General features: G+C 59.5%; 20 protein-coding genes. 10 read left to right on the forward strand and 10 right to left on the reverse strand.

What is annotated here, in order from left to right; translation table 11 throughout:
• The first annotated feature begins 444 nt into the window (after positions 1-444).
• Together BJF91_RS22445 and BJF91_RS22450 are read left to right on the forward strand one after the other, a co-directional pair.
• Positions 445-2,352, forward strand: a complete 1,908-nt coding sequence (locus BJF91_RS22445) for a HAMP domain-containing methyl-accepting chemotaxis protein (RefSeq protein WP_075616750.1) — start codon at positions 445-447, stop codon at positions 2,350-2,352.
• A gap of 171 nt (positions 2,353-2,523) precedes the next feature.
• Positions 2,524-3,357, forward strand: coding sequence for a polysaccharide deacetylase family protein (locus BJF91_RS22450; protein ID WP_075616751.1), 834 nt, complete (start codon positions 2,524-2,526; stop codon positions 3,355-3,357).
• A gap of 52 nt (positions 3,358-3,409) precedes the next feature.
• Here BJF91_RS22450 and BJF91_RS22455 read toward each other — a convergent pair whose 3' ends face one another.
• Together BJF91_RS22455 and BJF91_RS22460 are read right to left on the reverse strand one after the other, a co-directional pair.
• Positions 3,410-3,859: a DNA polymerase III subunit chi gene (locus BJF91_RS22455; RefSeq protein WP_075616752.1), complete on the reverse strand. Its 450-nt coding sequence runs from the start codon at positions 3,857-3,859 to the stop codon at positions 3,410-3,412.
• A gap of 15 nt (positions 3,860-3,874) precedes the next feature.
• The gene (locus tag BJF91_RS22460) at positions 3,875-5,368 is read right to left on the reverse strand and encodes a leucyl aminopeptidase (protein ID WP_075616753.1); all 1,494 of its coding nucleotides are present in this window, start codon (positions 5,366-5,368) and stop codon (positions 3,875-3,877) included.
• A 306-nt stretch (positions 5,369-5,674) separates the two neighbouring features.
• On the opposite strand from BJF91_RS22460, the gene BJF91_RS22470 reads away from it, so the two are divergent.
• The 7 genes from BJF91_RS22470 (at position 5,675) to rsmA (ending at position 14,469) form a co-directional block, all read left to right on the forward strand.
• Positions 5,675-6,508, forward strand: a complete 834-nt coding sequence (locus BJF91_RS22470) for a phosphatase PAP2 family protein (protein ID WP_083943441.1) — start codon at positions 5,675-5,677, stop codon at positions 6,506-6,508.
• A gap of 129 nt (positions 6,509-6,637) precedes the next feature.
• Positions 6,638-7,813, forward strand: a complete 1,176-nt coding sequence (gene lptF, locus BJF91_RS22475) for an LPS export ABC transporter permease LptF (RefSeq protein WP_075616755.1) — start codon at positions 6,638-6,640, stop codon at positions 7,811-7,813.
• Positions 7,810-8,898: an LPS export ABC transporter permease LptG gene (gene lptG, locus BJF91_RS22480; RefSeq protein ID WP_075616756.1), complete on the forward strand. Its 1,089-nt coding sequence runs from the start codon at positions 7,810-7,812 to the stop codon at positions 8,896-8,898. The genes lptF and lptG overlap by 4 nt, the downstream gene beginning before the upstream one ends.
• Positions 8,898-11,231: an LPS-assembly protein LptD gene (locus BJF91_RS22485; RefSeq protein WP_075616757.1), complete on the forward strand. Its 2,334-nt coding sequence runs from the start codon at positions 8,898-8,900 to the stop codon at positions 11,229-11,231. Before lptG ends, BJF91_RS22485 begins: the two co-directional genes overlap by 1 nt.
• 414 nt (positions 11,232-11,645) lie before the next feature.
• Positions 11,646-12,593: a SurA N-terminal domain-containing protein gene (locus BJF91_RS22490; RefSeq protein WP_075617019.1), complete on the forward strand. Its 948-nt coding sequence runs from the start codon at positions 11,646-11,648 to the stop codon at positions 12,591-12,593.
• Positions 12,594-12,601: 8 nt separating this feature from the next.
• Positions 12,602-13,642, forward strand: coding sequence for a 4-hydroxythreonine-4-phosphate dehydrogenase PdxA (gene pdxA, locus BJF91_RS22495; protein ID WP_075617020.1), 1,041 nt, complete (start codon positions 12,602-12,604; stop codon positions 13,640-13,642).
• Entirely contained in the window at positions 13,642-14,469 is an 828-nt protein-coding gene (rsmA, locus tag BJF91_RS22500) for a 16S rRNA (adenine(1518)-N(6)/adenine(1519)-N(6))-dimethyltransferase RsmA (protein WP_075616758.1), read from the forward strand. Before pdxA ends, rsmA begins: the two co-directional genes overlap by 1 nt.
• 11 nt (positions 14,470-14,480) lie before the next feature.
• Here the strand turns inward: rsmA and BJF91_RS22505 are convergent, their stop codons facing one another.
• The 8 genes from BJF91_RS22505 to fabD all read right to left on the reverse strand — a co-directional run bounded on the left by BJF91_RS22505 (position 14,481) and on the right by fabD (position 22,225).
• A complete protein-coding gene (locus BJF91_RS22505) occupies positions 14,481-15,155 on the reverse strand; it encodes a class I SAM-dependent methyltransferase (RefSeq protein WP_075616759.1) in 675 nt (224 codons plus the stop codon).
• A gap of 50 nt (positions 15,156-15,205) precedes the next feature.
• Positions 15,206-15,868: a guanylate kinase gene (gmk, locus tag BJF91_RS22510; protein WP_075616760.1), complete on the reverse strand. Its 663-nt coding sequence runs from the start codon at positions 15,866-15,868 to the stop codon at positions 15,206-15,208.
• Between the two features lie 3 nt (positions 15,869-15,871).
• The gene (locus BJF91_RS22515) at positions 15,872-16,762 is read right to left on the reverse strand and encodes a YicC/YloC family endoribonuclease (protein ID WP_075616761.1); all 891 of its coding nucleotides are present in this window, start codon (positions 16,760-16,762) and stop codon (positions 15,872-15,874) included.
• A gap of 58 nt (positions 16,763-16,820) precedes the next feature.
• Positions 16,821-18,083 (reverse strand): endolytic transglycosylase MltG, encoded by a 1,263-nt coding sequence (gene mltG / locus BJF91_RS22520; protein WP_184412757.1) that lies wholly within the window; start codon positions 18,081-18,083, stop codon positions 16,821-16,823.
• A gap of 274 nt (positions 18,084-18,357) precedes the next feature.
• The gene (gene fabF, locus BJF91_RS22525; RefSeq protein ID WP_075616762.1) at positions 18,358-19,620 is read right to left on the reverse strand and encodes a beta-ketoacyl-ACP synthase II; all 1,263 of its coding nucleotides are present in this window, start codon (positions 19,618-19,620) and stop codon (positions 18,358-18,360) included.
• A 221-nt stretch (positions 19,621-19,841) separates the two neighbouring features.
• Positions 19,842-20,078 carry an acyl carrier protein gene (locus BJF91_RS22530; protein ID WP_015915517.1) on the reverse strand — a complete coding sequence of 79 codons (237 nt, stop codon included), beginning with the start codon at positions 20,076-20,078 and terminating at the stop codon, positions 19,842-19,844.
• Between the two features lie 336 nt (positions 20,079-20,414).
• Positions 20,415-21,152, reverse strand: a complete 738-nt coding sequence (gene fabG, locus BJF91_RS22535) for a 3-oxoacyl-[acyl-carrier-protein] reductase (RefSeq protein WP_075616763.1) — start codon at positions 21,150-21,152, stop codon at positions 20,415-20,417.
• A gap of 128 nt (positions 21,153-21,280) precedes the next feature.
• Entirely contained in the window at positions 21,281-22,225 is a 945-nt protein-coding gene (gene fabD / locus BJF91_RS22540; protein ID WP_075616764.1) for an ACP S-malonyltransferase, read from the reverse strand.
• A 208-nt stretch (positions 22,226-22,433) separates the two neighbouring features.
• On the opposite strand from fabD, the gene BJF91_RS22545 reads away from it, so the two are divergent.
• On the forward strand, positions 22,434-23,477 hold the full coding sequence (locus tag BJF91_RS22545; protein ID WP_075616765.1) for an aldo/keto reductase: 1,044 nt from the start codon (positions 22,434-22,436) through the stop codon (positions 23,475-23,477).
• Positions 23,478-23,599 lie beyond the last annotated feature (122 nt).

The following is a 23,599-nucleotide window of genomic DNA, read 5'->3' on the forward strand; positions in this document are numbered from 1 at the left end:
CCGCTAGGAAAGAAATCTCTGCTGCGCGCTGACTATTTTTGCGCTGCACTACTATGATGGCTGATTGCCGTCGTGCAGTAATCTCCTAATGCCCTGAATATTAACAGGTTTGCAGATGAACCCCTGCATTTATATGGCTAACGATGTATTAGCGATATTTTAAATATTAGAAAAGATCATCGCCCTCATGGACAGGCTAGCAAGATCCGTGCCGGTTTGCGCTGCCCAGTCCGGCCATTCAGCGCTCGCCCCGGCCTGAACCTCGTCTCGCAGCCGTTACTCTTACGGCAGCAAGTGGTTTTCTTTCGTTTTTCCTGACTGTGCTGCCTCCAGCACTTTGACACGATTGTATTCCCGGAGTCCGCGCAATGAGCTGCGCGGGCTGGTGCAAGCACGCCTGCTGACAAAGATGAGCTTTGGCGCGGGCCCCGTTGGAACAGACCAATGCATCTCAATCTTTCGCTCAAGACATCGCTGGCCAGCGCCTTTACCGGGCTGATGGTCCTTCTCGTCCTTCAGGGCTGGTTCGCCCTGTCGTCCATGTCCGGTGTTTTTGCCAATGTCGAGGGACTGGCCAAGACTGCCGTTCCGGCAGTCGACATCACCAACCGCCTCAATATCTCGCTCGCCAATCTGCGGGGGCTGGAAACGCGCCATATCCTCAGTTCTACGCCGCAGGCGGTGCAGGAGGCCGATGAGGCCCTGAAGAAAGAATTGCAGAAGATCGAAAAGCGCATGAAGACCTATGACGCGATGATTTCGCTGCCCCAGGAGCGCAAGGCTTTCGAGGCATTCAAGGTGGCCATGACCTCCTATGTGACAATTCATGACAAGATGGTGGCTCTCTCGACCAAGGGCGAGAAGGACAAGGCCGCTGCCCTGCTGACTGGAGACATGGTCACGGCCTATTCGGCCATGGATGATCAGGCCGACATTTTCCGCGACGCCAATGTCGACGCAGCCAATCACATGTACGAGGATGCGGCTTCGGCTTACCGACTGTCGCTCGCGCTCAATGTGCTTGTGCTGGTTTTGGGCGCGGCCGCTGGCATCGGCGCAATGATCTTCGTCTTCAAGGGCGTCTCCAACCCGATCGAGCGGCTGACCCGCTCCATGCGCCGGCTGGCGGACGGTGATCTCGCCACGCAGGTTCTCTATCTGGAGCGCCACAACGAGATCGGCGACATGGCGCGCGCACTCGAAGTCTTCAAGCAAAACGGGCTACGCGTGCAGATGATGAATGCCCAGGAACTGCATATGCGCCAGAAATGCGACGAGCTGCGCGATAGCATCGGCGAAGTGGTGGCTGCCGCCGTCACAGGCGATTTCAGCCAGCGTATCACCCGCGATTTCGATTTCGATGACTTGAACGCCTTTGCATCTTCTATGAACGAGCTTGTGCAATCGATCGATAGCGGTCTTGGTGAAACGCGCCGAATCGTCGCCGCTCTCTCCGACGGCGACCTGACTGACACCATGCGGGGCCAGTTTCACGGTGCCTTTGCCGAATTGCAGCAGAACGTCAACAGCACCATGGCGGCGCTGAGAGCCATTGTCGGTGAGGTCCGTTCCTCGATCGACATGATCAATTCCGGCTCCGGCGAGCTACGCTTTGCCTCTGACGATCTTGCGAAACGCACCGAACAGCAGGCCGCAGCACTCGAAGAAACCTCTTCGGCGCTTGAGGAAATCACCACGGCAGTGCATTCCTCAACAGAGCGAGCCCAGCACACCAGCCGCATGGTTGACGAAGCCCGGCGCAGTACAGAAGAATCGGCCTCTGTCGTTCACGACGCGGTCTCGGCGATGGGACGGATCGAGCAGGCCTCGGGCGAAATCGGCAATATCATCAACGTCATCGATGAGATCGCCTTCCAGACCAATCTTCTGGCCTTGAATGCAGGCGTCGAAGCGGCCCGTGCAGGTGAAGCTGGCAAAGGCTTTGCGGTCGTGGCTCAGGAAGTGCGTGAACTGGCGCAGCGTTCTGCAGGCGCCGCCAAGGATATCAAGGCGCTGATTACCAAATCCGGCGAGGAGGTCGATGTCGGGGTCCGGCTGGTCACCGCCACCGGCGATGCGCTTTCCAAGATCCGCGACCATGTGGTCGATATCAACGCCCAGGTCCACCAGATCGCCAATGCTGCCAAAGAACAGTCCTACAAGCTGAAAGAGGTCAATTCCGCTGTCAGCCAGATGGATCAGGTCACCCAGCGCAATGCTGCCATGGTCGAGGAAACCACCGCCAGCACCAACCAGCTGGCCGACGACGCCTCCAACCTCGCCCGGCTGATTTCACACTTCAAGCTGGATCCGGGCGGCCGGCGCCAAAGCTCGCAACGTCAGGCGGCCTGATTACTGCGCATTATAGACAGCACCGTGCGCCGAGACAGAGGCACGGTGCTGTCGCATGTCCATATGCATGGATATCGAGCCAAATAGATTAACCAGACTTAAAGCAAAGAAACGATTGGTTAACCATAAACTGGCTAGGTGATCGCATCGTCTTTCACGCAGAATCACCTCATGATGCTTCGTCTGCTCGCCAGCATTTCATTGGCTTTGGGCCTTACCGGCTGTGCCGGCAACCAGCTTGCCACATCACCCTCCATGAAAACCTCGTTTGCGCCGGTGACCACACGTCCCGCGCCGCTGAAGGCAGACGATCCCGTGGCCATGGAGCCGCAAAAATGGTCGGGCAAAACAGGCCATCTGGCGGGCCGTACGCTCACCGTTTCCAGCATCGGCGATATCAAGCTTGCCCCGAAGGAAGTGGTCCTGACCTTCGATGACGGCCCGGCGCTGACCAAGACAGAAACCATTCTCGATACGCTGGACCACTACAACGTCAAGGCGACCTTCATGATGGTGGGGGAAATGGCCAAGGCGCATCCGGAAATCGCCCAGGAAGTCTTGCGCCGCGGTCATTCGATCGGCAGCCACACCTTCCGCCATCCAAACCTGAAGGCGATGGCCTTCGATCAGGCAATGAACGAGATCATGCGCGGCGAAAAGGCCGTGAAAGATGCAGCAGAGGTCGAGACCGTCGGCTTCTTCCGCTTCCCCTATCTGGCCGACACCCACCGGCTCAGAACGGCGCTCGCTGCACGCGGCACCGTCGTGCTGGACGTCGATATCGACACCAAGGATTACTTCAAGGATCGGCCCGATGCTGTGCTGGACCGCACCATGGCAGCCTTCGCCGTGCACCATGGCGGCATCGTGCTGATGCATGACATCCACGGGAGAACCGTGACGATGCTGCCGCGTCTGCTCAATCGGCTTGATTCGGAAGGCTATAAAGTGGTGACGCTCCGCTACAGCACCACGCCGCCGCAGTTGATGGCGTCACGCCGCTGACAATGCGCCGCGCCCTGCCCGCCGATGCGGACAGGGATTTATCTCCGGTAGGTCACGCCTTCTTTTCCCAGCGGCCCTGATTGTTCTGCTGCCAATAGGTCAGGGCATGGCCCTCGCCTTTCAGCCGCTTCCATTCGCCTCTCGCCGTCTCCAGTTCGGCCTGGTCATGACCGTCGAATACGAAGACCACCCGCTCATACGTTAGCGGCAGGTCGGGCACCGCACCGTCGATATAAAAGCGCACCGTCGCCCCGTTCGGATTGTCGGCGCTGAGGCTGAGCAGGATCGGCTGCGCCTCCGGCCGCTCGCCGCTATCGGTGCCATGGGCAAGAAAGCTGTCGTCGCGATAGCTCCACAAATGCTGATCCAGCCGCTCGCAACGGCCGGGATCGCGCATTTCCACGCCGACTTTCCAGCCGCGCTCCAGGCTCTTTTCAAGCAGAGCCGGCAGCGCGTCCTCAAGTCGGGTTTCCGTCAGGTGATAGAACAGGACATCGGTCACTGTCTCGGTATCCCATCAAGCCTCATAGGCATCCCGAACCAGCCTGTCGAGCAGGCGCACGCCAAAGCCGGAAGCCCAGGACTGATTGATCTCGTCTTTCGGCGAGGCCATGGCCGTCCCGGCGATGTCGAGATGCGCCCAAGGCGTTTCACCGACAAAGCGCTTGAGGAACTGCGCCGCCGTGATCGAGCCGCCATGGCGGCCGCCGGTGTTTTTCATGTCGGCAAATTTGCTGTCGATCAGCTTGTCGTAATCCTTGCCAAGCGGCATGCGCCACAGGCGCTCATTGGTGGTAAGCCCCGCCTTCAGCAGGTTCTCGGAGAGCGCATCGTCATTGGAAAACAGACCGGCATGCAAGTTGGCAAGTGCCACCAGGATGGCCCCGGTCAGGGTCGCCAGATTGACCATGAAGGCCGGCTTAAAGCGGTCGTTGCAATACCAGAGCGCATCGCACAGCACGAGACGGCCTTCGGCATCGGTATTGATGATTTCGATGGTCTGGCCGGACATCGACGTAACGATATCGCCGGGGCGCTGAGCATTGCCGTCAGGCATGTTTTCGACCAGGCCGAGAATGCCGACTGCGTTGACCTTGGCCTTGCGGGCCGCCAACGTGTGCATCAGGCCGATGACGGCGGCAGCGCCACCCATATCGCCCTTCATGTCTTCCATGCCACCCGCCGGCTTGATGGAAATGCCACCAGTATCGAAGACCACGCCCTTGCCGACGAAGGCGAGCGGCTGGCTGTCGGGCTTGCCACCCTTCCACTGCATGATCGCCAGGCGCGGCGGCCTTACGGAGCCCTGCGCAACGCCGAGCAATGCGCCCATGCCAAGCGCCTTCATCTCGGTTTCGGTGAGGATTTCCACCTCGACCCCAAGTGATTCCAGCGCTTTGGCGCGATCGGCAAATTCGACAGGCCCAAGCACGTTGGGCGGCAGGTTGACGAGATTACGGGCGAGAATGACGCCATCGGCTACCGCCTTGCCATCCGCCGCAAACAGGTGCTCGGCCGCCTTGGCCACAGATGTCACCAAGGTGACGCGCACAGCCTTGGCTTCCTGGTCGTCGTCGTCCTTCTTCTTGGTCTTGTAGTCATCAAAGGAATAGGCGCGCAGCAGTATGCCGAGCGCAAAATTGCTGGCCGCCTCTGCCGTCACCGACAGTCCCTCGGCATCGAGGAAAACCGTCGCCGTCTCGGCGCCCTTCAGGTTTGCAGCCGCCGTGCCGCCGAGCCGCAACCAGTCATGAGGCGTCAGATCATCGGCCTTGCCGGCGCCGATAACGATCAGTCGGTCGGCCGGTGAGCCTGCCGGCGCAATGATGTCGAGTACGGACATCGCCTTGGCCTTGAATTTCGCTGTCGCTGCTGCCTTGGCGAAAATTCCTGAGGGATCGATCTGGCCAGCTGCCGCCGGCGCGCCGGCTTCGGCTTCCTTGAGGCTGAGTACCAGGCCCGCCTCAACGGTGGCGGTGGTGGCAAAGGAAATTTCAGGATTGATCGACATGGGGCTTACTCCGGCATTTCAGGATCGGTCGTGTCTGTCGCGTTAGGAAGCGCGATTTGGGTATCGGGCGATCATGTCGGTTTTGCGCGCGATTGCAACAGCAAGGATCGCCCCTCGCCTGAAGGCCGGCGAAACAGCTGCGCCATTGAGGATCAGCCCGTCAATGGTTGCCGAGAAAACACGGCCTTTCACAAAGTAAACATTTGTTATGAGCCGAAGACGGCGCCGTCTGGCCTTTGTCATGCAACATCTATAAGCATCAGCTACCATGAGACTGGTGGCCGCCGATCCTAACCGGACAGCGCGATGCCCAAGCCGAGCCTGAAGAGTTTGACGATGGATAGCAGCGCCCGCAAGTCGCAGATGATTATAACCGACCTGTTTGGCCGGCACTGTCGCCTGCCCGATCTCAGCCACGCTTCCGTCATGACAGCGGCGCTGCTGTCTTTTGCCTGGTTCATGCTGCTTGCTCTGTTCTATACGGCGCCCGGCATTGATGTCTCCGTCTCAGAATTCTTCTTCCGTGCCGGAAATTGCGGACTGCATGAAGCAGGCACGATCTGCGGCGGCTTTCCCGTTTCCCGGGAACCGGCCCTGAAGGTCCTCAGGCAATTCCTGTTCTACGTCCCGCATATGGTCGGCGTCGGTGTTCTCGTGGCGCTGATCGTGCAACTGGCAAAGCCCCGGGCGGAATGGCGCAGGGGCCGAATTGCCGAACTGGTCCTGTCTCTGGTGGCAACCGGGCTAGGCCCGTATCTGCTCGTAAACGTGTTCCTGAAAGACATGTCCGGCCGGCCACGACCAAACCAGACATTGTTTTTCGGCGGCTCCTTCGGCTTCGAGCCGGCGGGCAGCTTTGCCGGCGCCTGCGACCAGAACTGTTCCTTCATCTCTGGCGAAGCCGCCGGGGCCGGCTGGATCATCTGCATCATTCCGCTGCTGCCGCCCAAATGGCGCAAACGGATAGGCTGGCCACTGATCGTCGCCTCCCTGGCTTCGCCCCTGCTGCGGCTGGCGTTTGGCGCGCACTATCTCTCCGATGTCGTGCTGGGCTGGCTGTCCTCACCCGTCATCTTCGCCATCGTGTTTGCGGTCGCCAATGCGTTTGGCCTGTTGCGGGACCGCGACCGGCCAGCCTGACAAACCAGGCACATACAGCTGCCTGTTGCCAAGAAGCACCATAAAAAAATCCTGCACAGGTGATTGAAGCTTCGGCTCTTGTGTTTTGCCCCGGTGATGGGCAAATAGGCGCTATTGGCAGGAACCGGCATGAAGCTTCTCGAAACCTACATATTGCGGCGTGTCGCGCAGATGTTCCTGACGGCACTTCTGCCTGTGCTGGCAATCATCTGGACGACGCAGGTCCTCGCCCGCATCAATCTCGTGACAGATACCGGGCAGTCGATCGGGTCCTTCGCCACGCTGGCAACCCTGATCCTGCCGACCATCATCCCCATCGTTATGCCTTTTGCGCTCGTCATCGGCATCACCCAGAGCCTCACGGCGATGAACAACGATTCGGAGCTGGCGGTTATCGATGCGGCCGGCGCGCCGAGGTCTGTCATCTTGCGCCCGATCCTGCTGTTTGCACTCGGCATCAGCTTGATCACGCTTGTGATCACCAATGAGGTTCAGCCGAAGGTCAAGGTCGCCGCCCGTCAGATGATCGCCAATGCCTATGCCGACCTGTTGTCGACGGTGATCGAGGAAAAGACCTTCCGCAAGGTGGAGGACGGTCTCTATGTGCAGATCTCCCAACGCCTGGCGGGACGCGTGCTGAAAGGCCTGTTCGTCGCCGATTATCGCGACCCCGCCTACTCTCTGATCTACTACGCTCGTGAAGGGGCCGTCGACGAAACCGGCACAGCCCTGATCATGCATGATGGTGAAGTGCAGCGCAAAGCGCCGGGGGGCACCGTGTCCATCGTGCGCTTCGATTCCTACGCCTTCGACCTTTCCGACCTGACCGAGACACGCGGCAAGGCAAAAATGCGCCCGAGCGATCGGAGCCTCGGTTTTCTGCTCAATCCCGACCCCAATGATGATGACTACAAGGATCATCCCGGCGATTACCGGGCGGAACTGCACAAGCGCATGACCGAATGGCTGTTGCCGTTTGCCTTCGCGCTGATTTCGCTGGCCATTGCCGGCGACGCCCGCTCGCATCGCGAGGCGCGGCTGCATCCGATGGTATCAGCACTAACGCTGGCCCTCGTCTTGCGCTGGCTGACCTTCTACGCCTCCAACAAGGCCGAATCGAACGGCTTCTTCATCGTGCTGATGTATGCGACGCCGATCGCCAGCGGCGCGATCGCCACGCTGATGCTGATCCGGCAGAAGAAGTCGCAATTGCCCGCCCCGATCCGGCGCGTGGTCGACGTCGTGCGCTCCACCTTCCAGAAGCGGTTCGTTTCCAGCGGCCAGGACAATGGAGGCGGCGCATGATTCTCAACACGCTCAGCCGATACTTCCTAAAGCGCTATGCAATCACGGTATTCTGGTTCCTGATCGGCGTCGCCGCCATCATCTTCCTGATCGACTTCAGTGAAGTCAGCGGCCGCTTTTCCGACAACGAGCAATCGTCGCTGATCGGCATCTTCCTGCTGACATTGATGCGCCTGCCGCTGCTGTTGCAACAGACCGTGCCCTTCATCGCCCTGTTTGCCGGCATGGTGACGCTGATTACCCTCAACCGACGTTCGGAACTGGTCATTGCGCGCGCCGCAGGGATTTCGGTCTGGCAGTTCATGTTCCCCTTCCTGCTCGGCGCTTTCCTGCTTGGCTGCGCAACATCGCTGCTGCTCAATCCGCTTGCCGCCGCTGGACAGAATCAGGCTGCCACGCTGGAGGCGAGCTATAGCGACCCGGGCAAGGCCAGCAACAACAAGAATTCCGTGCCGTGGATGCGCCAGATTACCGGCAAGGAAGACACGATCATCGGCGCCTCCTCCGTGCTGGAGAACGGCACGCTGCTGACGCAGGCAGTGTTCATCCATTTCGATGGGCATGGACGAATCACGTCCCGTCAGGACGCACGCACAGCGAAGTTGCAAGATGGTTACTGGTTGCTTAAGGATGTCGTAGAGACCAAGCCTGGCGAAACGCCCAGACGTGAGTCTTCGGTACAAGTCAGCACCAATTTGAAACAGGAATTTGTACAGGAGCGTCTCGCACAGCCGGATACTGTTGCTTTTTATGAACTTTCTCAGAAAATTGCAGTTGCCAAGTCCTATGGCGTCTCGACGAAGAATCTGGAAACGCAGTTCCATTCGCTGCTATCCACACCTTTCCTCTTCGTTGCGATGACCCTGATTGCGGCGACTGTTTCACTCAAATTCAGCCGGTTCAACCAGTCACGTTCCGTGATTCTGGGTGGAATCATTTCGGGCTTCGTGCTTTATGTGACGACAGTGCTCGTGAAGGCGTTTGGAAGCAGCGGCGTCGTACCGCCATTCGTTGCTGTCTGGGTGCCTGTCATCGTTGCGACGGCGCTCGGGGCAACGATCCTGCTTCATCAGGAGGATGGTTAGTGGCGGCAATTGACCGCGGAAATATAAAACGGCTGTTCACAGCCTTGCTTGCAGGAGTTGCCTTCGTTGCAACCCTCACTCCCGTACACGTCGTGTACGCTCAGGAGCCTGCAGGTAATGGTCTTGTGTCTCCGAAAGTTCCGGCAGATGCGAAGCTTATGCTCGCAGCAAATGAAATGACATATGACAAGGACGCCCAAAAGGTGACCGCCGTCGGCGGCGTCCAGATCAATTACGCGAACTACCAGATGGTAGCCAAACGCGTCGAATACGACCAGAAGACCGGTCGGATGATGGCCTATGGCAATATCGAACTGATCGAGCCTGATGGTAACCGCATCTATGCCGACAAGATGGACGTGACCGACGACTTCGCCAATGGCTTCGTCAACAGTCTGCGGGTGGAAACCAATGACAATACCCGAATCGTCGCCCAGAAGGGCGAGCGGGTAAATGCCGAGCAGATGATCCTCTATAAGGGCGTCTATACCGCCTGCCTGCCCTGTGCCCAGCAGGGGCGCGCGCCCTTTTGGCAGATCAAGGCCGAGCGTGTCATCCAGAACGGCAAGACCCACACGATCCGTTTGGAAAATGCTCGCTTCCAGCTATTTGGCAAATCGATTGCGCTCATTCCGTCGATCGAAGTGCCCGACAATACCGTCAAGCGCAAATCTGGTTTCCTGTTCCCAGAGTTCAGCACAACGCAGAAACTCGGCTTTGGGGTCATCGTTCCCTATTACTGGGCGATTTCTCCGCAGACCGACGCAACAATCAAGCTCGGCGGCTTCTCCAGCCAGGGCGTGTTGCTCGATGCAGAAGTCCGCCATCAGTTCGAGGACGGCTTGGCGACCCTGCGCTTTGCCGGCATCGACCAGTTGAACAAGAGCAAGTTCGACGCCGACACGACAGATGCCGAGAAGGATTTTCGCGGCATGGTCGGTTCGACCGGCAAATTCGAGATCAATCCCCGCTGGACCTTCGGCTGGGACGTCATGCTTGAAAGCGATAATAACTTCGCGCGCACTTACGATCTGGAAGGGTTCAACCAGAAAACCCATACCAACCAAGTCTATCTGACCGGTCTCGGCGACCGCAATTCGTTCGACATGCACGCCTATTACTTCGACATCCAGGATGCCGATAGTAAGGACATAGCGGAACGCAAGCAGCCAATCGTCAGCCCGGTCGTCGACTACAAGTACTATGCGCCTGAGCCTTTCATGGGCGGAGAACTGTCGGCAACGCTGAATTTCACGGCGCTCACGCGCTATAACAGCGACATTCTCAACCTGAACAACGGCAATCAGCGCTTCAACGGCTTGAAGGGCAACTCCACCCGCCTTACCGGCGAAGTCGAGTGGAAGCGTACCTTCGATACGCCTCAGGGCGTGCTGCTGACGCCAATTGTCGCCGCCCGCGGCGATGCCTTCGGCAACAACATGAATGCCCCGGGCTCAACCTATTCCGGTGATTACAACGATACGGCCGGCGTCACCCGCTCAATGGTCACGGCCGGTATGGAAGTTCGCTATCCCTGGATGTTGAGCGCGCCAGGTAGCAATCACGTGATCGAGCCAATCGCGCAGATCTTCGTGCGGCCGGATGAGCAGCAGGCTGGACGTCTCCCGAACGAGGACGCTCAGAGCTTCGTATTCGACGCCAGCAATCTGTTCGAGCGGGACAAGTTTTCCGGCTATGACCGGGTTGAAGGCGGCACGCGTGCCAATGTCGGTTTGCGCTATACCGGCTCCTTCGACAGTGGCTATTCGATGCGCAGCATCTTCGGCCAGTCCTACCAGCTCTCGGGCAAGAACTCCTTTGCCTCTTCCGATCTGGTCTATGCAGGCAACGAATCGGGCCTCGAAACCACCCGTTCCGACTATGTCGGCATGGTCGGACTCGACACGCCCTACGGCATCTCGACGTCGGTCAATGCTCGTTTCGACGAAGAGAGCTTCGACCTGAAGCGCACAGATTCGGCAATCGGCTATCACAACGACCGGCTGCAGACGAACTTCATCTATACGCAGATCGCGGCACAGCCCAACTACGGTTATGACACCGAACGGGAAGAGATCCAGAATTCCAGCTCGGTCAAGATCGGCGACTTCTGGTCAGTGTTTGGGTCGATCACCTATGACATGAAGAAGGACAACATCAATCGCTACGGCATCGGCGTTTCCTATGCTGACGACTGCACGATCTTCTCCATCGTCTACAAAAACAAGGATGACGATGAGTCAGCCAATGACTGGTCGATCGGCGCGCGTTTGACCTTCCGCACCCTTGGCGATGTCAAGGTCGGGGACACAGATGTGACCGGCTTCAACTGATCACCTGTCTTGACGCCGCAGTCCACGCTAATAAAACCCGTCGCCTTCTGCCGAAGGCGACGGGTTTCTTGTTCGCCACGGCGGCAGTTTTCAAGGCCGAAAAGGCTGGATCGGTGCTGTTAAGAGCGGCTTTCTTGCGCAAAAGCCATTGTTTCGCCGCAGGGTTTGTGCAATCGATCCTGCGATAAAGCATTTCCAGCAAAACAGCTTGGCGATTTGGCAACGGGACAGGCCGGAAGATCAAGAGTTGCGCTTTGGCTGCTGCGGAATTCTTTGGGCCGCTTTCGGTTTAATGAATGATGCAGTAGATTCTGCCAAAAGAAACTTCATGCAGTTTCAAGACGGCGGGCCTGGATAGGATCATTGAGGATGCCGCGCGCCGAAGGCCGCAGTGGCATGGGAAAAGGACAGGTGATGACCTTGAGGAAGAGAAGTTTGCGCTCCGCAATCGTTGCATCCGTGGCTTTGGCGTTGGTCGCCGGCTTCACGCCTGCCGCCGTCACCCCTGCCCTGGCCGAGACTGACGTTGCTGTCGTGGTCAACAAGACCGCGATCACCAACACGGATGTCACCCGCCGCATGGCCTTCCTGAAGCTTCGCCATGAAACCGGCGATCTCAATAAGAAGGCTCGGGAAGAGCTGATCGACGAGCAATTGAAGCGCCAGGAAATCGCCCGGGTCGGCATGTCCGTCAGCACGTCGGAAGTCGATGCAGCCTTTGAGCGCTTCGCCGCCTCCAATAAGCTCAGCTCTCAGCAGATGGGTCAGATCATCGAGAAGGCCGGCGTCGGGGTCGAGCATTTCAAATCCTATATCGCGGTGCAGATGAGCTGGCCGCGGCTGGTCAATGCCCGTTATGCCTCGCGCTCTAAAATGAGCAGCCAGGAAATGGTAACGCGCCTCCTTGAGAACAAGCAAAAGCCTGTCACCACGGAATATACACTCAAGCAGGTTATCTTCGTCGTGCCTGTCGCCAAGCGCGCCACGCTGACCGCCAAGCGCAAGGCAGAGGCCGAGGCATCGCGTGCCAAGTTCCCTGGTTGCGACCAGGCGATGGATTTTGCCAAGAACTATCTCGACGTCTCGATCCGCGATCTCGGCCGTGTGATGCAGCCGGAGCTGCCAGGCGATTGGAAGCCGTTGATCGAAAGCGCCAAGGGCACGACAACAGGGACCCGCGTCACGGAGCGTGGCGTCGAATATCTGGCGATCTGCAGCCAGAAACAAGTCTCTGATGACTTGGCGGCCGAAGCTGTGTTCAAGGCTGAGGATCTCGGCAAAGCAGACAAGTCCAAGGGCGATCCAAACTCCGAAAAATACCTTGCCGAACTCCGGTCCAAGGCCCAAATCATCAATCATTGAGCATGAACATGTCAGATTCCAGCCAGCGTCTGCCCCTCGCCTTGACCCAAGGCGATCCTGCGGGGATCGGGCCGGATATTGCTCTGATCGCATGGACGAAGCGCAAGGCGCTCAATCTGCCTGCCTTTCTCTATCTCGGCGATCCAGCAGTGCTGAAAAGCCGTGCTCGGCTGCTGGGGCTTGATATTCCGCTCATCGAAACCGATGCCAGCGGCGCAATCGCGGCTTTTGGAAACGCCCTGCCCGTGCTGCCGATCCCGGTTGGGATCGATGTCGTGGCCGGGGAACCGCATGTGGCCACTGCCCGCTCGACCATTTCTGCGATCGAAACCGGCGTCGACCTTTGCTTGAAGGGCGAGGCTGGCGCTGTCGTCACCAATCCGGTCGCCAAAGCCATTCTATATGAAGGCGGCTTTGGCTTCCCCGGACATACGGAGTTTCTGGCCTCACTTGCCGAAAAGGCGGTTGGACGGCCGGTTATCCCTGTGATGATGTTGGCAGGCAGCCATTTGCGGGCCGTGCCCGTCACCATCCATATTCCGCTGAAATCTGTCGCGCCTCTTCTCAGTGAAGACCTGATCATCCGCACATGCCGCATCGCCCATGCCGATCTGCGCGACAAGTTCGGCATTGCCGAACCGAGACTTGCGGTTTCGGGCCTTAATCCCCACGCTGGAGAAAGCGGCGCCATGGGGAACGAAGACGAGGACATCATTGCCCCTGCCCTGACGATGCTGCGGGCGGAAGGGATCGACGCGTTTGGACCGTTGCCAGCCGATACCATGTTTCATGAAGAGGCGCGGCGCCGCTACGACGTCGCGATCTGCATGTATCACGATCAGGCGCTGATCCCGGTGAAGACGCTGGATTTCGACGGCTCGGTCAATGTGACCCTCGGCTTGCCTTTCGTGCGCACGTCTCCTGATCACGGCACCGCCTTCGGATTGGCAGGACAGGGCATTGCTCGCGAAAACAGTCTTGTGGCAGCGTTACGGATGGCGCTCGACATGAGCAATGCCTCGCCCACGCCGAGAGCGGAAACAGCCTGATGGCCGCACTGGACGGATTGCCGCCACTGCGCGAGGTCATCCAGCGCCATGGCCTGGACGCCAAAAAGGCCCTCGGCCAGAACTTCCTGCTTGATCTTAACATCACCCAGAAGGTCGCCCGCACCGCCGGCGACCTGACCGATGCCACCGTGTTCGAGGTCGGCCCCGGTCCCGGCGGCTTGACCCGGGCGCTGTTGGCGCTGGGCGCCAAGAAGGTGATTGCGGTCGAGCGCGACAGCCGCTGTCTACCGGCGCTTGCCGAGATCGCTGACCATTATCCGGGCCGGCTCGAGGTGATCGAAGGCGATGCGCTGAAGACCGATTTCGAGGCGCTCGCACCCCAGGGTCCGGTGAAAATCGTTGCCAATCTCCCCTATAATGTGGGCACGCAATTGCTGCTCAACTGGTTGATGCCACGGCAATGGCCACCGTTCTGGCAATCGCTGACGCTTATGTTCCAGAAGGAAGTCGGCGAGCGCATCGTTGCCGAAGCCAATGACGACCATTACGGGCGGCTGGGTGTGATCTGTGGCTGGCGGACAGAGGCGTATATGGCCTTTGACCTGTCTCCCCAGGCCTTCACGCCACCGCCCAAAGTGACGTCGACCGTGGTGCATCTGACGCCACGCGCCGAGCCGATCCAATGCGACCTGCCGAAGCTGGAAAAGCTGACCCAGGCTGCCTTTGGCCAGCGCCGCAAAATGCTGCGCGCCAGCCTCAAGCCACTCGGCGGAGAAGCGCTGCTCAACCGTGCCGACATCGACTCGTCGCGCCGGGCGGAAACCTTGACGGTCGAGGAATTCTGCCGGATCGCCAACCTGCTTTAATTTCTGGCGATTTAGCTTTCGGAAATCGGAGCCCGCAGCGTAAACAGCGCCACCCGGCCTTCCCGGCGGATCTCCACGTCGCGGAAATGGGCGCCAAGCGTCCGGGCGAGACCCTCTTGCGAATCGTCGCGATTACCGAAGACGCCCTTGGTATTATAGATCTTCATCAGCCGGCGCCCGAACGCGTTGTGGCCGGCGCTGTCGCCGAGGATCGTCGCACCATAAACGACACCACCTGGCTCCAGGTACGGAGCGAGATGGGCGACAGCTGCAGATTTCTCGGTCATGCTGCCGGGCAGGCAGTGATAGAGATAAAACAGCGAGATCGACGAAAACCGGCAACCGTCCGGCAGCGGATCCGGCTTCATCACATCGCCGACATAGGTGTCGCATGGTCGGCCGAAACGATCCATCGCAGCCTTCAGGCTGTTTGGGTTGAGGTCGAGCAGACTTATCTTCGCCTCGCGGCCAACCTCGGCCTCGGCCAGATAAAAGCCGGTGCCAACGCCGACATCGAGGTGATTGTCGCTGAGATGCGCCTTGAAGAAGGGGAGCAGAACGGAGCGGGTCGGGCAGGTCCAGGCAAAACTGTTGGACAGGCAGAGCACGACCAGATCGTAAAGCTTGAGGGCAAGCGGCGAATAGATTGCCGCACCGGAACCGCTATCGAGCACTTTGTCTGTCATCGGTTCCGTTCCCTTATGTGCGCCATCTGCGGTCGCGATAGCAATCTGCGTTAAAGCTTCGGCTCTTCCGTAACGAGATCCCGGACGAAATCGAACAGGCCCGGACGGCGGTCGCGACGCAGCCGCTCGGCCTTGACGATCGACTGCACGGCGTCAAAAGCGGAGTTCAGGTCGTCGTTGACGATGACATAGTCATATTCGCGCCAATGCTCGATCTCCGAGCGGGAATTGTTGAGCCGGGTCTGGATGACCGCTTGCGAATCCTCGGCGCGGCGATGCAGGCGCGATTGCAGCTCGGTCATGGTCGGCGGCAGGATGAAGATCGACACGACATCAGCCGCCATCTTCTCCTGCAACTGCTGGGCACCCTGCCAGTCGATATCGAAAAGCATGTCGCGGCCCTCAGACATTGCCACTTCGACCGGCTCTCGCGGTGTGCCGTAAAAATTGCCATGCACCTCGGCCCATTCCAGCAGCGCGTCTGAGGCACGCAGCCGCTCGAATTCGCGCTGGGAGATGAAGTGATAATGCACGCCTTCAATTTCGCTGCCGCGGCGCTGGCGGGTGGTGACGCTCACCGACATGCCGATTTGCTTGTCGATGTCCATCAGCGTGCGCGAAATGGTCGATTTGCCTGCGCCCGAGGGCGAGGAAATCACCAACATCAGCCCGCGCCGGGCAATGGTGGCGTTTTTGGACGCTGCAATGGACATGCCTTACTCCAGATTTTGAACCTGTTCACGGAACTGGTCGATCACGACCTTCAGCTCGATACCGGCGGCCGTGACAGCAGCGGCATTGGACTTGGAACAGATAGTATTCGATTCGCGATTGAATTCCTGCGACAGAAAATCGAGTTTGCGCCCGACCGGACCGCCTTCGCCCAGCAAACTGCGTGCTGCAGCCACATGCGCCTTCAACCGGTCGATTTCCTCGCGCAGATCGGCCTTGGTCGCCATCAGCGCTGCCTCGGCATAAAGCCGATCCTTGTCGAGCACGGGCGCGGAGGCAAGCAGTGTCGCCAGCTGCGTCGACAGCCGCCGCGCGATCTCCTCGGTGCTGCGCGACGGGTCAGCCTCGATGGCGAGCGCCAGCCGCTCGATCTCGGCGATATGACCAAGCAGCACGGCCTTCAGCGCCAAGCCTTCACGGGCGCGCATGTCAGCCAGCGCCGCCACGGCGGCTTCAAGCCCATCCAACAGCAGCTTGCGGCGGGTCGACAGAAGCTCGGCATCGTCCTCAGCCTCGCGCAGATCAACAAGGCCGCGGATCGACAAAAGCGTGTCGAGCGACAGGGGAGCCGAAGAGACGACGGTCGGTCCGAGTTGATCGCGCAATGCCAGCACGGCTTCGAGAGCATCGCGGTTGACCACGGCTTCCATACGATTTTCGCTTGATGTCAGCGACAGGGCGACCTGCAGATTGCCACGGCTGAGCCGGGTGGCAACCAGCGCCTTCACCTCAGTTTCCAGATCCTCTAGCCCCGGCGGCAGGCGCAGACGCACGTCCAACCCCTTGCCATTGACCGAGCGCAGCTCCCAGGCAAAGCGATAGCGGCCAATCTGTCCTTCATGGCGAGCAAAGCCGGTCATGGATTGCAGTGTCATCGTCAGTCTTTCTTTCCGGCTGACCGCATCTACGACAGGACGCGGTCGCTGTCTCCTGCTACTTCTTTTTAGCCGGCTTGGCGGGTGGCGGTGTTGGGCTTGGCGCCACGCTCGGATCGGCCTCCGGCTGGCCATCGACGGCCTGCTGCGGATCGACGCCCTTGTCGGCTTCCAGCTTGCGCCAGCGCTTCACATTGGCATTGTGCTCGTCCAGCGTTGCGGCAAAGACGTGACCACCCGTGCCATCGGCAACGAAATAGAGATCGTTACTGCGCCAGGGATTGGCGACGGCTTCCAGCGCCGCCTTGCCGGGGTTGGCGATCGGCCCTGGCGGCAGGCCCTTGATCAGATAGGTATTGTAAGGCGTCTGCTTCTGCAGATCGGACTGATAGATCGGTCGATCGGATGGTTTGCCGTCGCCGCCAAACAGGCCATAGACGATGGTTGGGTCCGATTGCAGCCGCATACCCTTTTGCAGACGGTTGAGGAAAACAGAGGCGACGTGGGCCCGCTCATCATCCTTGCCGGTTTCCTTTTCGACGATGGAAGCCAGCACCACGAACTGTTCCTTGGTCTTCAAACTGAGATCCGGTGCACGATTGGCCCAGATCTGATCAACGAGCCGCTTCTGGCCCTCCAGCATCTGATCGACGATTTCCTGACGCTTGGTACCGCGCGAGAACTTGTAGGTATCCGGGCGCAGGCTTCCTTCCGCCGGCAACGTCTTTGGCAGGTCGCCTTCCAGAACCTCATCTTTGGCGAGACGGTCGAACATCTGCTTGACCGTCAGGCCTTCCGGCATGGTCACCGAATAGAGGATCGACTTGCCGGAGCGCAGCAGGTCGAGAATATCCTTCATCGAGGCGCCGGCCTTGATCTCATATTCGCCAGCCTTCAGCGTGTTTCCGTCGCTCAGATAGGTCGCGGCCATGTAGCGAAAGATGCGAGCATCGGAAATCATGTCGTTGCGCTCGAGCCCCGTGGAAATTTCCGACAGACCGGCGCCATTGCGCACCAGGAAATTCGCGTTGGTCTGTAGCGGGCCCGGATCCTGAAAGGCAGAGACGACATAGAAGAAAGCAGCGACGGCAGCCAGGCAGGCGAAGACCATCAGGGTCATCAGGAAGTTCAAGAACACCACGACCTGGCTGCGCGCCCTGCGCGAGCGGCGCGGCGGCTGCGGTACTTTTTCCGGCCGCAAAGCCTCGGATGGGGATTTCGGAATGAAAGGACCCTGCTGCCGAGATGGCGGGATCTGGTTCTGCGGCTCGCCATTGCTGGAACGGCTGGCTTCTTGGTCGATGCGATCGCTCACCGGCACTCCTATTCTGTTCGGTCCTGGTGCTTTTGAGCAAGCATTACGGCAAAAGCGGGTTCCCAGCGCATGTCATCCCTACCTCACTGCAGGCGAGAGAACGGCAAACGCGCCTAGCGCCTTGCCATGATCAACATAGGAATTCGCTCTAGCACCATCTGCCTAAACAGGCAGCCCTCTTGACCCGATTCAATACGCTGAATGGACAGGGCCTTCAATACCGACGGTTTTTAAACAGACGGGAGACAAACGGCCCGCCTGTTGCGGCGGGCCGGAGGGATCAGCCTTCGTAACGACGCAGCACCAGGGATGCATTTGTGCCGCCGAAACCGAAGGAATTCGATAGAGCAACGCGGACGTCGCGCTTACGAGCCTTATGCGGCACGAGATCGATCTTCGTCTCCACGTCAGGCGTGTCGAGATTGAGCGTCGGTGGGCAGATGCCGTCACGGATGGCGAGCGCCGAGAAGATTGCTTCGACTGCACCCGCCGCGCCCAGGAGATGGCCGATGGCCGACTTGGTCGAGGACATCGAGATCTTCGACGCGCTATCGCCGACCAGACGCTCGACAGCGCCGAGTTCGATCGTATCGGCCATAGTCGAGGTGCCGTGGGCATTGATATAGTCGATATCGGATGCCTTCAGGCCGGCGCGCTTCAGCGCCATGGTCATGCATCGATAGGCGCCATCGCCGTCTTCGGCGGGAGCAGTGATATGGAAGGCGTCGCCCGACAGGCCGTAACCAACGACTTCGGCATAGATCTTAGCGCCACGCGCCTTGGCATGTTCCAGTTCTTCCAGAACGACGATACCGGCGCCCTCGCCCATCACGAAACCATCACGGTCCCGGTCGTAGGGGCGCGAGGCCTTGTGCGGATCATCGTTATGCTGAGTGGACAGCGCCTTGCAGGCGGCAAAGCCGGCAAGTGAAATGCGGCTGATCGGCGATTCGGCACCGCCGGCCACCATCACGTCGGCATCGCCAAAGGCGATCAGCCGGCTTGCGTCGCCGATCGCGTGGGCGCCGGTCGAGCAGGCCGTGACCACGGAATGGTTCGGGCCGCGCAACTTGTGCTTGATGGAGACATGACCGGAGGCGAGGTTGATCAGCCGACCGGGGATGAAAAATGGAGAAATGCGGCGCGGACCCTTGTCACGCAGCGTATAGCCGGCTTCGACGATGCCCTCGATGCCGCCGATACCAGACCCGATCAGCACGCCTGTAGCGCACTGGTCGTCATTGCTCTCAGGCTTCCAGCCAGCATCGGCCAGCGCCATGTCTGCAGCTGCTACAGCATACATGATGAAGGGATCGACCTTGCGCTGTTCCTTCGGCTCCATCCAGTCATCGGCATTGAAGGTGCCGTTGGTGCCGTCGCCAAACGGAAGGCGGCAAGCGATCTTGGCGGGAAGATCCTCGACCTCGAATTCTGTTACCTTGCGTGCGGCGTTCTGGCCGGCCAGAAGCCGTTCCCAGGTGACGTCGGTACCGCAGCCAAGAGGAGATACCATGCCGGTACCGGTGATAACGACACGTCTCATTCGCCCGTTCACCCCATTCATATAGAAGAAAGCTAAAGCACGTTTTCCGCAATCCGCCTCGATTGGCGTTGAACACATGCAGCGGATTGGAGACCTGCAGACAGGTCGCTAACGGAGCGACACAACACGCTGCAAAATCTCAAAACAATCATCGGGCCTGCGCAAGCGCAGCCCCGAAAAGGGGCGGAAACGAGCCCGCCCCATTAAGTGAGGTCAAGCGATCAAGCCTGAGCCTTTTCGATGAACTTGACTGCATCGCCGACCGTCAGGATCGAGTCAGCTGCATCGTCCGGAATTTCAACGCCGAATTCTTCTTCGAACGCCATGACCAATTCGACCGTATCGAGCGAGTCGGCACCCAGATCGTCGATGAAGCTTGCGCCTTCGACGACCTTGTCGGCTTCAACGCCCAGATGGTCAATAACAATTTTCTTTACGCGTTCTGCGATGTCGCTCATGTCGGTTTCCTCGACCTCTAATATAAAGGGATTGCCGTGATGGCCTTCCCACCCTGTTTTGCGCCCGCGGGTCCGAAGACGTCGCCGGCATTTGCGTTGAACCCGCTCTGCACACGTTCGTTCCGTGCTCACGGTCAGGCGCAAGACCTTCCATTGCTAGTCGGTTTCTGGCCTTTGCTGGCCAGTTTCCGGCCATTGCTGGCCGTTTTCCGACCATTTTCCGGGACGACTGCTCACAGTCCTCGCCCGATTAACATGGTTTAGGTCTGCCGGAAAGCCCGAAAATCGAAGCCATCTGATTGATCCCAGACCAATTAAGCGGGATTTGGCCTGTCTTCAGATCATCGCCATGCCGCCATTCACATGCAGTGTCTGGCCGGTTACGTAGCTGGCTTCCGAGGAGGCCAGGTAGAGAACGGCAGACGCGATTTCGGCTCCCGTTCCCATGCGTTTCATGGGGATTGCCCCCATGATTGTGTCTTTCTGCTTGTCGTTCAGCTTGCCCGTCATGGCGCTTTCGATAAAGCCCGGGGCAATGCAGTTGACCGTGACGTTACGGGCCGCGATCTCCTGCGCCAGCGACTTGGAAAAGCCGATCATGCCGGCCTTCGAGGCGCAGTAATTGGCCTGGCCCGGATTGCCGGTCACACCGACGATCGACGTGATGTTGATGATGCGACCATAGCGGCGGCGCATCATCGGATGGGTCAATTCGCGCGTCAGGCGGAAGGTAGAGGTCAGGTTGACCTCCAGCACGGCGTCCCAATCGGCATCGGACATGCGCACGAACAGGCCGTCCTTGGTGATGCCGGCATTGTTGACGAGAATGTCGACGCCTTCGAGTTCAGCTTCGGCCTTTTCGCCGAGCGCCTTCACTTCAGCGCGGTCGGAGAGATTGGCCGGGAAGATCTTGACCCGCTCGCCAAGCTCGGAGGCCAGCGCCTCCAGCTTTTCGACGCGCGTGCCATGCAGGCCGACGGTTGCGCCCTGCGCATGCAGCATGCGGGCGATTTCTTCACCGATGCCGCCGGTCGCGCCGGTTACCAGGGCCTTGCGGCCGGTCAAATCGAACATGTTCTATCCTCGTTGCTTCAAGACCCGGGCACGCCGCAGCGCTGCCCCCGGGGCCTTGGGGTGGAGAAAGTAAAGCCAGCACGTCCCGCCTCAGACCTCGCCAGGCCAATGGCGAACGCCGGAACGGCTCAGGCCAGCAGTGCGGTCAGCGCCGCTTCGATATCGGCAGGCGCGCCCACGGCCGTGCCGGTGATGTTCTTGTCGATCCGGCGCACCAGACCGCTCAGCACCTTGCCTGCACCGATTTCATAAAGAACCGACACGGCATTGTGGCTGAACCACTCGACCGTCTCGCGCCAGCGCACCTGGCCGGTGACCTGCTCGACCAGCAGCCGGCGGATCTCGTTCGGATCAGTCACCGGTGCGGCCAGGACATTGGCGATCAATGGCACGATCGGGGCCTTCATTTCCACCTTTGCCAGCGCCTCTGCCATCGCCTCGGCGGCTGGCGCCATCAGGCTGGAATGGAACGGTGCCGAGACCGGCAGCATGATCGCGCGCTTGGCGCCCTTTTCCGTGGCAAGAGCCGCAGCCCGCTCGACAGCGGCTGTTGCGCCCGAAATCACCAACTGACCACCGCCGTTGTCATTGGCAATCTGCACCGGGCCTTCCGTCGTCGCAGCCTTACAGACGGCTTCGACATCACCGTGCTCCAGACCGAGGATGGCGGCCATGGCACCAGCGCCAACCGGCACGGCAGCCTGCATGGCATTGCCGCGAATGCGCAGCAGCCGGGCGGTATCAGCCAGGCTGAAAGTACCGGCGGCACAGAGCGCCGAGTATTCGCCGAGCGAATGGCCGGCGACATAGGAAACCTTGCCCCGCAGCGAAAAGCCGCGCGCTTCCATGACCCGCAGTACCGCGATGGACACCGCCATAAGGGCCGGCTGGGCATTGGCGGTCAGGGTCAGATCCTCGGCGGGACCGTTCCACATCACGTCCGAGAGCTTCTGCCCGAGCGCGTCGTCCACTTCGTCAAAAACCGCCCGTGCTTCCGGAAAAGCCTCGGCGAGATCCTTGCCCATTCCGACGACCTGGCTGCCCTGGCCCGGAAATGTAAATGCGACACCCATGCGGTACTCCCTGCTATTTTCTCTCTCCAATTCACAAACTATCCTTGAGAGTCAAGCCTTAGCGGCCCGATCGCCCCCTCAACCCCGGTGAAGTCACAGGCTTTGAACGGCCCTCGACAGGCCTTGCGGATCGGAAATTTCCCTCTACATTCCCGCTCGATCCCTCCCCCGCTCTCCTTGAGCCGCATCAAAACCGAGACCATCAACAATGAAATACAACAGGCTTGGCCGCACGGATATCTCCGTCTCTGAAATCTGCCTTGGCACCATGACCTGGGGCAGCCAGAACACGAAGGAAGAGGCCTTCGCGCAGATGGATTATGCCCTTGAAAAAGGTGTGAATTTCTTCGACACAGCAGAACTCTACCCGACGACACCGCTCTCAGCCGACACCTATACCGACACTGAAAAACTGATCGGTCTCTGGTTCGAAAAATCCGGCAAGCGCAAAGACGTGGTGCTGGCAACGAAAGTCGCCGGCGCCGGCCGTCCTTACATCAGGGGTGGTGCACCGATCAACGCTGATACGATCCATCAGGCGGTGGATGCGAGCCTGATGCGGCTGAAAACCGATTATATCGATCTCTATCAAATTCATTGGCCCAATCGCGGTCACTATCATTTTCGCGGCGCCTGGAACTATGACCCCTCTACGCAGGATCGCGCAAAAGTGCCTGCCGAAATCACCGAAAAGCTGGAAGCGCTTGAGGATTGCGTCAAGGCCGGCAAGATCCGCGCCATCGGCCTCTCTAACGAGACCGCCTGGGGCACCCAGAAATTCATCGATATTGCCGAGCGCAAGAGCCTGCCCCGCGTCGCGACAATTCAGAACGAGTATAACCTCCTCTATCGGTCGTACGATCTCGACCTGGCGGAGCTGTCACATCACGAACAGGTCGGGCTTCTTGCCTATTCGCCGCTGGCTGGCGGCATCCTGAGCGGCAAGTATCTCGGCGGCGGCAAGCCGGCCGGCTCGCGCGGCTCTATCAACGGCGATATCGGCGGCCGCCTCACCCCGCATCAGGAACCCGCGACCCGCGCCTATCAGGACCTCGCCAACAGCCACGGCCTCGACCTCGCGCAGATGGCGCTCGCCTTCTGCCTGACCCGGCCCTTCATGGCCTCGGTCATCATCGGCGCCACCAGCATGGAACAGCTGAAGACTGATATCGGCGCGGCCGATGTGACGCTGTCGGATGAGGTGATGAAGGGCATTGCCGCCATTCACCGCCAGTATCCGATGCCGATCTGAGGCGAAAGACCTGCATCAAGAACCGAGGGGGTGGGCATGTCCTGCCCCTTTTTTCGTTAACCGCTTGCTCACCGCATTCTTAGCCAGCGCTGGCTTTACAGTTCTTTATATATAAGTGTGCC

Source organism: Gillisella taibaishanensis, from assembly GCF_001938985.1.
Classification (GTDB): domain Bacteria; phylum Pseudomonadota; class Alphaproteobacteria; order Rhizobiales; family Rhizobiaceae; genus Allorhizobium; species Allorhizobium taibaishanense.